Here is a 12,741-nt window from a genome sequence, read left to right on the forward strand (position 1 = left end):
ATCAGGTTCGGAAGCGATACCCCATGCCGGCCTCGGTCAGCAGGTGGCGTGGATGCGCCGGATCGGGCTCGAGTTTGCGCCGCAGCTGACCGAGATACACCCGGAGATAGTGGGTCTCGGTCTCGTACGCCGGACCCCACACCTCGCGCAGCAGTTCTCGCTGTCCGACCAGCTTGCCGCGGTGCCGCACCAGCATCTCGAGCATGCCCCACTCGGTGGGGGTGAGGTGGACCGGCTGCCCGTCGCGCGTCACCGATCTCGCGGCCAGATCCACGGTGAACGAGTCGGTCACGACGACCGCCTCGCCGTCGCCGTCCGCCGTGCGCGCGGCGCGCCGAACCGCGACGCGCAGCCGGGCGAGGAACTCGTCCATGCCGAACGGCTTGGTCACGTAGTCGTCCGCACCCGCGTCCAGCGCGTCGACCTTGTCGCCGGAATCCGAACGGGCGGACAGCACGATCACGGGCACGGTGGTCCACCCGCGAAGTCCGGCGAGCACCTCCAGGCCGTCGAGATCCGGCAGACCCAGGTCGAGGACGATCACGTCCGGATGCCTCTCGGCGGCGGCGCGCAGAGCTCCCGCTCCGGTCGACGCCGTCGACACGTCGTAGCCCCGCACCCCGAGATTGATGCGCAGCGCCCGCAGCAACTGCGGCTCGTCGTCGACGACGAGGACACGGGTGGGCGGCGGTCCCGGCCGCGGCGTCTCGGTCGTTCCCCCGTCCTCGGTCACGACGCCGCCGGCAGGTCGACGGTGACGGTCAGCCCGCCGCCGACGGTGCGCTGCGTCGACACCGTGCCGTGCATGGCCTCGACGAAGCCGCGCACCACGGACAGTCCGAGGCCGACGCCGGTGGTGTTGTCGCGATCCCCGAGCCGCTGGAACGCGTCGAAGACCGTCTCCTCCGAGCCGTCCGCGATACCGGGCCCGTGGTCGGCCACGGCGAGCCGGACGCGGTCGTCGTCCACACGAGCGGACACGCGGATCTCGCCGTGGGGTGCGTACCGCACAGCGTTGTCGATCAGATTCGCCACCACTCGCTCCAGCAGACCCTCGTCCGCCAGCACCGACAGATCCCCCACCTCCACCTGCAGGCGGGACCGCGCCGGACCGACGGAGGCCGAGGCGCGGTGCACCACCTCGTCGAGGAACACACGCGCCGACACCGGCCGCACCACGCCGGCGGCCAGGCGCGAGGAGTCGAGCAGGTTCTCCACCAGCGCGGTGAGCTGATCCGCCGACTCCTCGACCGTCGCCAGCAACTCCGCGGTGTCCTCGGGCGAGAAGGTGACGTCCTCGCTGCGCAGACTCGAGGCGGCGGCCTTGACCGCGGCCAGCGGCGTCCTCAGGTCGTGTCCCACGGCGGACAGCAGTGCCCGCCGCAGTGTGTCCGACTCGACGGCGGCCGCGGCGGTGCTCGCCTCCGCGGCCAGTTCGCTCTGGCGGATCAAGCCGACCGCCTGATTGGCGACCGCCGTGAGGACACGCCGGTCGGTCGCGCGGGTGCGGTGCCCCGCGAGGACGAGGGCGTACTCCTCGTCGCCCACCTCCACCGCGGTGTCGGCGGCGTCCACGCTCGTGGGCGGGTTCTCCCCCACTGCACTGACGACGCCGTGCCCCGAGCGCAGCACCGCCACGGCGCGCTGCCCGTACGTCTCGCGCACCCGCTCGAGCAGAGCGGGCAGGTCGGCTCCACGCAGCACCGATCCGGCGAACAGCGCCAGCAGTTCCGCCTGTTGCGACGCGCTGCGGGCGTCCCGTGCCCGCCGGGCGGCCGCGTCGACGAGCACGGCCACCGCCACGGCGACGACGAGCAGCACCACTGTCGTCACGAAGTTGTCCGGTTCGGCGATGGTGAAGCTGTAGCGCGGATCGGTGAAGAAGTAGTTCAACAGCAGAGCCGAGAACAGTGCCGACAGCGCGGCCGGAGCGACACCGCCGAGCAGGGACACCGCCAGCACCACCACGAAGAACAGGGCGCTCTCACCGCCGAGTTCGAGGGAATCGTCGAACAGCGAGATGATCGCGGCCGCAAGTGCAGGAACCACGACCGACGCGGCCCACGCCAACGGGCGTCGCAACGCCGGCGCGGCAGTGCGTCTGATTCCGCGGCGCGCCTCCTCGTGAGTGACCATGTGCACGTCGATCTTGCCGGAATGCTGCACCACCGACGATCCGATGCCCTCGTCGAAGATGCGGGCCCACCGCGAGCGACGTGACGTCCCGAGCACCAGCTGTGTCGCGTTGACGCCCCGCGCGAACTCGAGAAGCGTCGCCGGAACATCGTCGCCGACGACGCTGTGCACGGAGGCACCGAGCGCGGTGGCCAGGGTACGGACCTTGCCCATGTGCGAGGCGGAGACACCGGAGAGTCCGTCGCCTCGGACCACATGCAGCACCATCAGTTCCGCGCTGGACTTGGCGGCGATTCGGCTCGCCCGGCGCAGCAGCGTCTCGGATTCGGGACCGCCGGTCACCGCGACAACGAGACGTTCTCGTGCTTCCCAGGTGTCCCTGATGGCGTTGTCGGCGCGGTAGCGGGCCAGCGCCGCGTCGACCTGATCGGCCAGCCACAGCAGTGCCAGCTCCCGCAGCGCAGTGAGATTACCCCGTCGGAAGAAGTTGCTGAGCGCTGCGTCGACCTTCTCGGGCGCGTAGACGTTCCCGTGTGACAGCCTGCGCCGCAACGCTTCCGGGGTGATGTCGACCAGCTCGACCTGGGCTGCGGCCCGCACGATGGCGTCGGGAACCGTCTCCCGTTGCACCACACCGGTAATGCGCTGGACCACGTCGTTGAGACTCTCGAGGTGCTGCACGTTCAGAGTCGACACCACGTCGATCCCGGCGGCCAGAAACTCCTCGACATCCTGCCAGCGCTTGGCGTTACGACTGCCCGGAGTGTTCGTGTGGGCCAGTTCGTCGACGAGCACCAATTCCGGCATTCTGGCCACGACGCCGTCGACGTCGAGTTCGGGCACCGAGGCTCCGCGATACTCGACCATTTTCGGCGCCAGTACCGCGATGCCGTCCAGCATCTCTGCCGTTCGAGTGCGTCCGTGAGTCTCGACGACACCGGCGACGACGTCACACCCGCGGGACTGGCGACGGTGCGCCTCGCCGAGCATCGCGAACGTCTTCCCCACGCCCGGCGCCGCGCCGAGATAGATACGCAGTTCTCCCCTGCCCCCCGGAGTCGTGCGTTCGTCTGCGGCGTCGGCGTGCATGCTCACCTGCTCATCATCCACCCGTGGTCGAGCAGTCGGGTGCAGTCAGTCCCAGGTCGACGTTCAGCGTGGCGACGTTCACCACCGATTGTCCGAGGAAACCGAGCTGCCGACCGTCGGTGTTCTCCGCGACCAGCGTGCGCACCTCGTCCTGTGATTTCCCTGTTGCTGCCGCCACGCGGGCGACCTGAAGCTCTGCATACGCCGGGCTGATGTCCGGGTCGATACCCGAACCCGAACCCGTCACCGCGTCGACGGGCACCGCCGCCGGATCGACGTTCTCACGCTCGGCGATCGCAGCGCGACGTTGCTCGATGAACGACGCGAGAGTGTCACTGCTCGGACCCTGGTTCAGAGGGAGAGCGGCGGAGGGGTCGCCCGCGGCAAAGGCGTCGTCATCGGCGACCGACCCCGTGACGCGCGTGTGGAAATACGGATCGGGTTGTCCGTCTGCGACAGTGGTGTCGACGCCGATGAGCGAGCTGCCGACAACACATCCCGAGGCATCGCGGATGGGTGAGCCTTCCGCCGAATCGGACCCGATCCGGCTGACCGCCCACACCGCAGCCGGGTACCCGATGCCGAGAAGTACCGTCAACGCCAACAGGACCGTGAACCCGGCGACGACCTGTTTGAAGAACACCGAAGTAATACGCATTGCTAGCCCATTCCAGGAATAAGTCGGACCACGAGGTCGATCAGCCAGATGCCGACGAAGGGCGAGATCACGCCTCCGACGCCATAGACGGCGAGGTTGCGGCCGAGCAGTGTCGACGCGGTGGACGGCGTGTACCGAACACCTTTCAGCGCAAGGGGAATCAGCGCCACGATGACCAGTGCGTTGAACACCACGGCCGAGACGATCGCTGATTGTGGAGTTGCCAGCCGCATGATGTTCAGCGTGTCGAGCTGGGGATACACCGTGGAGAACATTGCCGGCAGGATCGCGAAGTACTTGGCGAGGTCGTTCGCCAACGAGAACGTGGTGAGCGCTCCGCGGGTGATGAGGAGTTGCTTTCCGACCTCGACCACCTCGATCAATTTGGTGGGATCGGAATCGAGATCCACCATGTTGCCCGCCTCTTTCGCTGCGGACGTGCCGGTGTTCATTGCCACGCCTACGTCGGCCTGAGCCAGCGCGGGAGCGTCGTTGGTGCCATCCCCCGTCATTGCGACCAGCCGACCACCGTTCTGTTCACGGCGGATCAAGGCCAGTTTGTCTTCCGGTGTCGCTTCGGCGAGGAAGTCGTCCACCCCGGCTTCCGCAGCGATGGCCCGAGCGGTGAGGGGGTTGTCGCCGGTCACCATCACGGTCCGAATGCCCATGGCGCGCAACCGTTCAAATCGTTCGGCGATGTGAGGCTTGACCACATCGGACAACTCGACGACTCCGAGAACTCGGGCGCTCGAACCGGATTCGGCGACCGCAACGACGAGCGGAGTACCGCCCGCTTCGGACACCGACTCGACCGAATCACGTACCGCAGTGTCGGTGGCGTCGCCACTGCGTTCACGGACCCAGGCGAACACGCTGTCGGAGGCGCCCTTTCGGATCTGCCGACCGTCGACGTCCAGCCCACTCATGCGGGTCTGAGCGGTGAACGGAACGAACTCACCCCCTGCTGCGGGATCTACTTCCCCGCCGAAGTCGCGTGCGACGAGTTCGACGATGCTGCGTCCCTCGGGTGTTCCGTCAGCGAGCGAAGACAGGCGAGCCGCATCGGCGAGTTCCCGAACCTCGACCCCTGGTGCCGGATGCAGTGCCGTGGCTCTGCGATTTCCGAAGGTGATCGTGCCGGTCTTGTCCATCAGCAGGGTGTCGATGTCACCGGCGGCCTCGACCGCGCGGCCCGACATGGCGAGAACGTTGCGCTGCACCAGTCGGTCCATGCCGGCGATGCCGATGGCGGACAGGAGTGCGCCGATGGTCGTCGGGATCAGGCAGACGAGAAGTGCGATGAGCTTGACCGGATCCTGCGCCGACCCCGCGTAGATGCTCATGGGACCGATGGCCACGACGGCAAGCAAGAACACGATGGTCAGGGACGCGAGCAGGATGTTGAGAGCGATCTCGTTCGGAGTCTTCTGTCGCGACGCACCCTCGACGAGCGCGATCATCCGGTCGACGAACGTCTCACCCTGTGCGGCGGTGATCTTCACGACGATCCGGTCCGACAGCACGGTGGTGCCGCCGGTGACGGCGCTTCGGTCACCGCCCGATTCACGCACCACCGGTGCGGATTCACCCGTGATGGCGGATTCGTCCACCGATGCGATGCCGTCGACCACGTCACCGTCACCAGGAATGACTTCCCCTGCGGTGACGACCACCTCGTCACCGACCTTCAGTTCGGTGCCGGGCACGCTCTCGACGGACCCGTCGGGCAGCCGACGATTGGCAAGCGTGTCCCGTTTGACGTTGCGCAGACTGGCCGCCTGGGCCTTGCCGCGACCCTCGGCAACGGACTCGGCGAGGTTCGCGAACACCACGGTGAACCAGAGCCACCCGGTGACGAGCCAGGAAAACACCGACGGGTCGGCGATCGCCATGACAGTGGTGATGACCGAGCCGACCAGAACGACGAACATGACCGGGTTGCGGGCCTGGTGACGCGGATCGAGCTTGCGGAATGCGGTGGGTAACGAGGTCCACAGCTGCTTGGGGCTGAAGTAGCCGGACTTGACGGGAGCCGGCGCGCCGTTGTCGGGTGTCGCCTCCGACAGAGTGGGATGGTCGTTGACGAGGGTCATTGCAAAGCCTCCGCGAAGGGGCCCAGCGCGAGCGCTGGGAAGAATGTGAGCGCAGCGACGAGGACGATCGTGCCGGTGAGAAGGCCGGTGAACAGCAGTCCCGTGGTGGGCAGGGTGCCGGGTCCAGCCGGACTTCGACGCTTGGTGACCAGTGAGCCGGCCAGGGCCAGAACGAACACGATCGGAAGGAACCGGCCCAGCAGCATCGCGATGCCAAGGGAGGTCTGGAACCAGTCGTTGGTCACGGTCAGTCCGCCGAACGCACTTCCGTTGTTGTTCGACGCGGACGCGTAGGCGTAGAGCACCTCGCTGAATCCGTGGATCGAACCCGGAGTTCCGGGGTCCCCGCTGTTGCCGAGCGCTCCGCTCGTGGAACCCAGGATCACCGTGATACCGGTCCCGATCAGAACGAGCGCCGGCATGACGAGCACCGACAGTGCCGCCATGGTGATCTCGCGTTTGCCGAGCTTCTTACCGAGGTACTCCGGCGTGCGTCCCACCAGGAGCCCACCGACGAACACGGCGATGATGGCCAGGACCAGCATTCCGTAGAGGCCGGTCCCGACTCCGCCGGGAGCGACCTCACCGAAAAGCATGTTGAGGATGACGACTCCACCGCCCAGGGGCGACATCGAGTCGTGCGCCGAATTCACTGCGCCGGTCGAGGTTCCCGTGGTGCTGACTGCCCACAGGGCGGACGCGGGGATGCCGAAACGCTGTTCCTTACCCTCCATCATGGCGCCCGCGGCCTGCGCGGCGACACCGCGAGTACCGGATTCCGCCGCAAGGGTCACGGCGAGAACGGCGCCCCACAGCAGCGTCATGACGGCGAGGATCGACAGACCCTGCTTACGTTCTCCGACAAGGGTTCCGAAGGTTCGCGTCAACGCGACTGGGATCAACAACAGGGCGATGATCTCGACGATGTTGGACAACGGCGTCGGGTTCTCGAACGGGTGCGCCGAGTTGGCTGCCAGGATTCCGCCGCCGTTGGTGCCGAGCTCTTTGATCGCTTCCTGAGAGGCGACGGGAGCGAGAGCATTCGTGATCGAGCTACCGTCCAGACCCGTCGACGCGAAGCTGCTGTGGAACGACATGACCACGCCCTGCGTCAGCAGGATCAGCGCCACGACGAACGACAACGGCAGCAGGATCCGAAGTACGCCGCGTGTGAGATCGACCCAGAAGTTTCCGAGTTCGCCTCCACTGCGCACACGAACGAACCCGCGGATCACTGCAACCGCCACGGCCAATCCCACTGCGGCAGAGACGAAATTCTGCACTGCGAGGCCGAGCGGTTGCGTGAGGTTGCTCATCGTTGTCTCGGGTGAATACGACTGCCAGTTGGTGTTGGTCACGAAGGAGATGGCGGTGTTGAACGCAACCGACGGGCTGACACCGGGCAGCGAATTGTTCAGCGGCAGAACACCTTGAACGCGTTGGAGGGCATAGAGGAAGAAGACGCCGGCCGCAGAGAAGCCCAGCAGCGACAAGGCGTAGCCGACCCACGTCTGTTCCGAGCGGGGGTCGATCCGGCACACGCGATACAGCAGGGATTCCACCCGCCAGTCCGCTGTTGCCGATACCGACCTGCTCGTCGGCTGCGGAGGGTCGAGAGCAGTGGTCGTGGTGATCGTCGATCCCTCTGCCTGGTTCGCGGCAGAGCTGACCAATTCTTCACGAGCACGTGCATCTCGCGGGGTGGTGAACACGCGCGCCATGTAGTCGCCGAGTGGAACGTAGGCGGCAGCGAGCACGATCACGACGGCCGCGATCTGCACGCCGGCCGCAAGTGCGGGGGTCACGGCTCAGAACCTTTCGGGGTCGAGCAACGCGATCAGCAGGTACACCGCAAGTGCCGCGGACACCACGATCAAGATCACGCTCTCGATTCCGGCGGCGGTCATGCGGACCGCCCGAGTCGAAGAACGGTGAATACCAGCACAGCGAAACCTGCTGCGGCGGTGAGTAGATAGGCCAGGTCAGCCATGGATGCAATCCTCGTGAAACGGCGACGAACTGCCGGCGGTTGCTCGGCAGCTACGCCAGCGTCCACCCCCTACGCGCCCATCTCGGCCTCACTGACACTCTGTTGACGCTGCGAGCAGGCGTTTTTATGAGATCTTTACGACCGACGTGCCGGGAGTCGCCCTACCCCCGCCGAACCCTCGGCGCCGGCTGACACTTCGGACAGCTGAAGGACGACCGATTCATGAACTTCTCGCGGCGGATGGGAGCGCCGCAGCGAGGGCACGGGAGTCCCTCCTGGCCGTATGCGGCCAGTGACCGGTCGAAGTACCCCGACTGACCGTTCACGTTGACGTACAGCGCGTCGAACGAGGTGCCGCCCTGCGCCAGTGCCTCCCCCATGACAGCGTGCGCGTTGTTCAGCAACCTGCGCAGCGCCGGGCGAGTCAGTGAATCGGTGAGTCGATTGCCGTGGATCTTGCTGCGCCACAACGACTCGTCGGCGTAGATGTTGCCCACGCCCGACACGACGGTCTGATCGAGGAGCGCGCGCTTGATCTCGGTGTGCTTCCCCCGCATCGCCGTCACCACGGACTCCGCGTCGAACTGGGGGTCGAGTGGGTCGCGGGCGATGTGCGCCACGGGAACCGGGACCCGGGAGCCGTCGACCTCCACGAGGTCGGCGACGGCCCACCCGCCGAACGTCCGCTGATCGACGAATCGCAGATCCGTGCCGCTGCCCAGTCGGGCGCGGATGCGGAGATGCTTCTCGTCGGGTGCGTCCGCGGGCTGGACGAGCATCTGCCCGCTCATGCCCAGGTGCACCACGATCGACTCGAGCGGCCCGGTCGCGTCGTCGTTCGCGGCGACCACGAGCCAGAGGTACTTGCCACGGCGCTCGGCGGACACGACGGTGGTGCCGGCCAGTCGCGACTGGAGATCGAGACTTCCCTCGAGATGCCGTCGAGCGGCACGCGGATGAAGGACCTCGATGTCGACGAGGGTCTCCCCCACGACGTGCGACGCGAGTCCGCGTCGCACCACCTCGACCTCGGGAAGTTCAGGCATTCCGGTCGGACGACATCTCCGGGGTCGGGCCGGCGATCAGCGCTGCGGAGGCCGATTCACTGAGAGCGTTCCAGGCCGCGCTGGCGGCGCGCTGCTCGGCTTCCTTCTTCGAGCGACCCACGCCCTGCCCGTGCGGCGATCCGCCGACAAGCACGGTGGCCGTGAACTCCTTGTCGTGGTCCGGTCCCGTCGCGGTGATCTCGTACGCGGGAACACCGAGACCCTTCTCGGCCGTGAGCTCCTGCAGGCTGGTCTTCCAGTCGAGGCCGGCACCGAGACGCGGTCCACGCTCGAGCAACGCGTCGAACAGACGCAGCACCACCTCGCGTGCGACGTCGATGCCGTGCTCGACGTGGATGGCGCCGAGAAGCGATTCCATGCCGTCCGCGAGGATCGACGGCTTGTCGCGCCCACCGGTCATCTCCTCGCCCTTGCCCAGAAGCAGGTGCGCACCGAGTCCGCCGTCACCCAGTTGGCGAGCCACCTCGGCGAGCGCGTGCATGTTGACCACGCTCGCGCGGATCTTGGCCAGCTCGCCCTCCGACTTGTCGGGGTGGGCGCTGTACAGCTGCTCGGTGATGCTCAGACCCAGAACGGAATCTCCGAGGAACTCGAGGCGTTCGTTCGTGGGCAGCCCACCGTTCTCGTACGCGTACGAGCGGTGGGTGAGAGCGTGGACGAGCAGGTCGTGGTCCAGAGACACGCCAAGAGCGGCGAGAAGCGATGCATGATCGTCCTCGCCGCTCCGGTCTGTCGCTGGCGACTGTGAGGTCACCGTCAGACTGCCGCGGTGACCTGGCGACCCTTGTAGGTGCCGCAGTTCGGGCACACCGTGTGGGGCAGGGTCTTCTCGCCGCACCCGCGGTTGGGGCAGGTGATGAGGGTGGGTGCAGTGGTCTTCCACTGGCTGCGTCGCGATCGGGTGTTGGACCGCGACATCTTGCGCTTCGGAACAGCCACTTCTACTTCTCCTCGTACTCGTTCGGTGCAATGTCGTGCTGGTGAAGCACGGGTCGTGCAGGCGCAGGGTGCGCCGGCCGACTAGGTCTGGTCGGTGTCGGTCTGCAGCTTCGCCGCGAGACCGGCCCAGCGAGGATCAATTGTCTCATGCGCATGACCCGGTTCCGCAATCGACAGGCGGATGCCGCACTCCGGGCACAGTCCCTGGCAGTCCTCGGTGCACAGGGGTCGCAGCGGCAGGGTGAGCCCCGCCACGTCCACGATCAGTGGTTCGAGATCGATCGCGTCGTCCTCGACCCGGTAGAGATCGTCCTCGTCCGTGGTGGCCTCGGTGACGCTGTTCGGGTACGCGTACAGCTCCGTGAGGTGGAGCTGCACGTGTGACGTGAACGGCTCGAGGCACCGCGAGCACTCACCGACGGTGTCGGCGTCGACCGTGCCGCTGACGAGCACACCCTCGGACACGGACTCGAACCGGAGATCGAGATCGATGTCGGCCCCCTCCTGGATCGCGATCAGGTCCAGACCGATGCGCGACGGGGAGGGAACGGTGCGAGCGACCGGCATCATCGACCCTGCGCGGCGACCCAGACGACGGGTGTCCACCACCAGCCCCGAGACGGGTTCGGCGGAGTGGCGACGAGCAGCGGGAGACAACGAACGATCCTTTCACGGGCGGTGCGGGCAACCATTCCACGATACGGGAGCGTCAGGTCAGCGCCAAATCACACCAGCCCACCCTGCGAGGAGGGATCTGCGTGGCGGTCAGTAGCGCGAGCGGCCCTCACCACGCGAGTCGGCGAAATCGGTGTCGTAACTCGGAACGCCACTGCCGGTGCGGAGCTGCTGCCGTCCTCGACCGACGGACCGCAGCGTGCCGGAGAGGATCTCCTCGAACTCCGCGAACTTCGTGTCGACGTAGAGGTCGCACTCGGTACGCAGACGATCGGACTCGGCGTGCGCCGCGTCGATGACCCGAGCGGACTCCGCGTGCGCGGACTGCACCACCTCGGTCTGCGAGACCAGGCGCTCCTGCTCGGCGAGACCCTCGGCGACTGAACGCTCGTAGGCCGCCTTGCCGGCGTCGATCGAGCGAGCGGACTCGACGCGGCCGCGCTCGGTCAGCGTCTCGTACTCGTGCTCCGCGTCCGCGATGGTGGCGTCGGCGCGGGCGGTGGCGTCGGCGACGAGGCTCTCGGCGTGCGCGGTGGCCTCGGCGACCATCCGGTCGGCGTGGGCCTTCGCGTCGGCCAGGAGTCGATCGGCCTCGTCCCGCGCGTTCTCCACCGTGCTGGTGGCTTCCGCGTCGGCCGACGAGATCGTCTTCTCGGCACCGGTCCGTGCGTCCGACACCAGCTTGTCGCGGTGGTCCAGCACGTCCTGCGCGTCGTCGAGCTCACCCGGAATGGCGTCTCGGACGTCGTCCAGCAGCTCCAGCACATCACCACGCGGGACGACGCATCCCGCGGTCATCGGGACGCCGCGCGCCTCCTCGACGATCGCGACGAGCTCGTCGAGCGCCTCGAATACCCGGTACACCGTGCTCGGCCCTCACTTCGATCGACAGTCTCTGACTTCGGCGACCACGCCCGTCGGGCGCGATCTCCGGTGTCAGTGTGCCCGGTACGCGCACCGGTCCGCACGATTGTCCCCCGGTGTGTCGCCGTCCGGCCCGGTCAGGAGCGCTCGGCGAGCCGGGCCAGCAGTCGGTCGTGCACGGCGGCCGGGACCATCGTCGTGACGTCTCCGCCCAGTCGGGCGATCTCCTTGATGAGCGAGCTCGACAGGCTGCTGTGCACCGGGTCGGTTCCGAGGAACACCGTGTCCACGCCGGTGAGTCGCCGGTTCATCTGCGCCATCTGCACCTCGTAGTCGAAGTCGGCGGCGTTGCGCAGACCCTTGACGATGGCGGTGGCCCCGGACTCCGACGCGAAGTCGACGAGCAACCCCTGCCACGTCGCGACGCGCACACCCTGCAGATGAGTGGTGGCCTGCGCCAGCATCTCGACCCGTTCGTCGACGGTGAAGAGTCCACTCTTGTTGGGGTTCACCACCACCGTGACGATGACCTCGTCGAATTGCGTTGCGACGCGCGAGATCACGTCGAGATGACCGTTGTGGATCGGATCGAAGGATCCCGGGACCAGGGCGCGGCTCATGGTGGGTGAACGTATCAGCTTCCCCGTGCGGGGTGCTCGATCTGCGCGACCTCGAACCGGGCCATGTCGATGCGAGCCTCGCCGTAGCGCTTGGCCTTCAGTTCGACGAGCCCGGCGGGCCACACCGTTGCGGGCGAGCGCGAGGACCGCTCGACGACCACGAGGGCGTCCTCGGCGAGCCACTCGCCCTCGACGAGTCGGTCCAACACCGAGGACACGGCGCCGTCCGACACGGAGTACGGAGGATCGGCGAGCACGAGGTCGTAGCGGCGCTCCGGTGTCCCGCCGACGACGGCCGCGACGGGCGCGGTACGCACCTGCGCTCCCGGCAGTCCCACGGATTCGATGTTCCGGGCGACCACGGCCGCCGCGCGCGCGTCGTTCTCGACGAGGAGGACGTGCTCGGCTCCGCGCGAGAGCGCTTCGAGGCCGAGAGCGCCCGACCCCGCGTACAGGTCCAGCACCGACGCACCGTCGAGGTACATCCGGCTCTCGAGCGCACTGAAGAGCGCCTCTCGAACCCGGTCGGCGGTGGGTCTGGTGCCGCGGGACGGCACGACGAGCGAACGCCCGCCGGCCGTCCCGGCCACGATCCTGGTCACTGCGAGAA

Annotated in this window: 12 protein-coding genes and 1 pseudogene; all 13 read right to left on the reverse strand. The window is 67.4% G+C overall.

Features of this window, described 5'->3' with window-relative positions; genetic code table 11:
• Window position 1: 1 nt before the first annotated feature.
• Complete coding sequence (locus HQ312_RS02835) at window positions 2-733, reverse strand: response regulator (protein ID WP_027504984.1); 732 nt, start codon at window positions 731-733, stop codon at window positions 2-4.
• A complete protein-coding gene (locus HQ312_RS02840; RefSeq protein WP_222637823.1) occupies window positions 730-3,225 on the reverse strand; it encodes a sensor histidine kinase KdpD in 2,496 nt (831 codons plus the stop codon). The genes HQ312_RS02835 and HQ312_RS02840 overlap by 4 nt, the downstream gene beginning before the upstream one ends.
• A 13-nt stretch (window positions 3,226-3,238) precedes the next feature.
• Complete coding sequence (locus HQ312_RS02845) at window positions 3,239-3,883, reverse strand: potassium-transporting ATPase subunit C (protein WP_027504982.1); 645 nt, start codon at window positions 3,881-3,883, stop codon at window positions 3,239-3,241.
• Window positions 3,884-3,885: 2 nt separating this feature from the next.
• On the reverse strand, window positions 3,886-5,976 hold the full coding sequence (gene kdpB, locus HQ312_RS02850; RefSeq protein ID WP_222637740.1) for a potassium-transporting ATPase subunit KdpB: 2,091 nt from the start codon (window positions 5,974-5,976) through the stop codon (window positions 3,886-3,888).
• Window positions 5,973-7,541: pseudogene (gene kdpA / locus HQ312_RS02855) on the reverse strand (potassium-transporting ATPase subunit KdpA); the annotation flags it as partial. The gene kdpB and the pseudogene kdpA, both read right to left, overlap by 4 nt.
• Before the next feature lie 243 nt (window positions 7,542-7,784).
• Complete coding sequence (gene kdpF / locus HQ312_RS02860) at window positions 7,785-7,883, reverse strand: K(+)-transporting ATPase subunit F (protein WP_027504979.1); 99 nt, start codon at window positions 7,881-7,883, stop codon at window positions 7,785-7,787.
• A 244-nt stretch (window positions 7,884-8,127) separates the two neighbouring features.
• Window positions 8,128-9,012, reverse strand: a complete 885-nt coding sequence (gene mutM / locus HQ312_RS02865) for a bifunctional DNA-formamidopyrimidine glycosylase/DNA-(apurinic or apyrimidinic site) lyase (RefSeq protein ID WP_056445093.1) — start codon at window positions 9,010-9,012, stop codon at window positions 8,128-8,130.
• A complete protein-coding gene (gene rnc, locus HQ312_RS02870) occupies window positions 9,005-9,787 on the reverse strand; it encodes a ribonuclease III (protein ID WP_027504977.1) in 783 nt (260 codons plus the stop codon). Before rnc ends, mutM begins: the two co-directional genes overlap by 8 nt.
• Before the next feature lie 2 nt (window positions 9,788-9,789).
• On the reverse strand, window positions 9,790-9,972 hold the full coding sequence (rpmF, locus tag HQ312_RS02875; protein ID WP_027504976.1) for a 50S ribosomal protein L32: 183 nt from the start codon (window positions 9,970-9,972) through the stop codon (window positions 9,790-9,792).
• A gap of 81 nt (window positions 9,973-10,053) precedes the next feature.
• A complete protein-coding gene (locus HQ312_RS02880) occupies window positions 10,054-10,542 on the reverse strand; it encodes a DUF177 domain-containing protein (protein WP_081821208.1) in 489 nt (162 codons plus the stop codon).
• A gap of 195 nt (window positions 10,543-10,737) precedes the next feature.
• A complete protein-coding gene (locus tag HQ312_RS02885; RefSeq protein ID WP_027504974.1) occupies window positions 10,738-11,511 on the reverse strand; it encodes a DivIVA domain-containing protein in 774 nt (257 codons plus the stop codon).
• Between the two features lie 137 nt (window positions 11,512-11,648).
• Window positions 11,649-12,131 carry a pantetheine-phosphate adenylyltransferase gene (gene coaD / locus HQ312_RS02890; protein ID WP_027504973.1) on the reverse strand — a complete coding sequence of 161 codons (483 nt, stop codon included), beginning with the start codon at window positions 12,129-12,131 and terminating at the stop codon, window positions 11,649-11,651.
• Between the two features lie 14 nt (window positions 12,132-12,145).
• Complete coding sequence (gene rsmD / locus HQ312_RS02895; RefSeq protein WP_222637741.1) at window positions 12,146-12,733, reverse strand: 16S rRNA (guanine(966)-N(2))-methyltransferase RsmD; 588 nt, start codon at window positions 12,731-12,733, stop codon at window positions 12,146-12,148.
• Window positions 12,734-12,741: the final 8 nt, after the last annotated feature.

The sequence above is a fragment of the Rhodococcus sp. BP-316 genome (assembly GCF_019836105.1).
Lineage (GTDB): Bacteria > Actinomycetota > Actinomycetes > Mycobacteriales > Mycobacteriaceae > Rhodococcoides.

Bases quoted from the DNA above. Each gene is read 5' to 3' on its own strand.
- kdpB (WP_222637740.1), bottom strand. From the start codon at position 5,976: ATGACCCTCGTCAACGACCATCCCACTCTGTCGGAGGCGACACCCGAC.
- HQ312_RS02840 (WP_222637823.1), bottom strand. From the start codon at position 3,225: ATGCACGCCGACGCCGCAGACGAACGCACGACTCCGGGGGGCAGGGGA.
- kdpF (WP_027504979.1), bottom strand. From the start codon at position 7,883: ATGACCGCCGCCGGAATCGAGAGCGTGATCTTGATCGTGGTGTCCGCG.
- mutM (WP_056445093.1), bottom strand. From the start codon at position 9,012: ATGCCTGAACTTCCCGAGGTCGAGGTGGTGCGACGCGGACTCGCGTCG.
- HQ312_RS02880 (WP_081821208.1), bottom strand. From the start codon at position 10,542: ATGATGCCGGTCGCTCGCACCGTTCCCTCCCCGTCGCGCATCGGTCTG.
- coaD (WP_027504973.1), bottom strand. From the start codon at position 12,131: ATGAGCCGCGCCCTGGTCCCGGGATCCTTCGATCCGATCCACAACGGT.
- HQ312_RS02845 (WP_027504982.1), bottom strand. From the start codon at position 3,883: ATGCGTATTACTTCGGTGTTCTTCAAACAGGTCGTCGCCGGGTTCACG.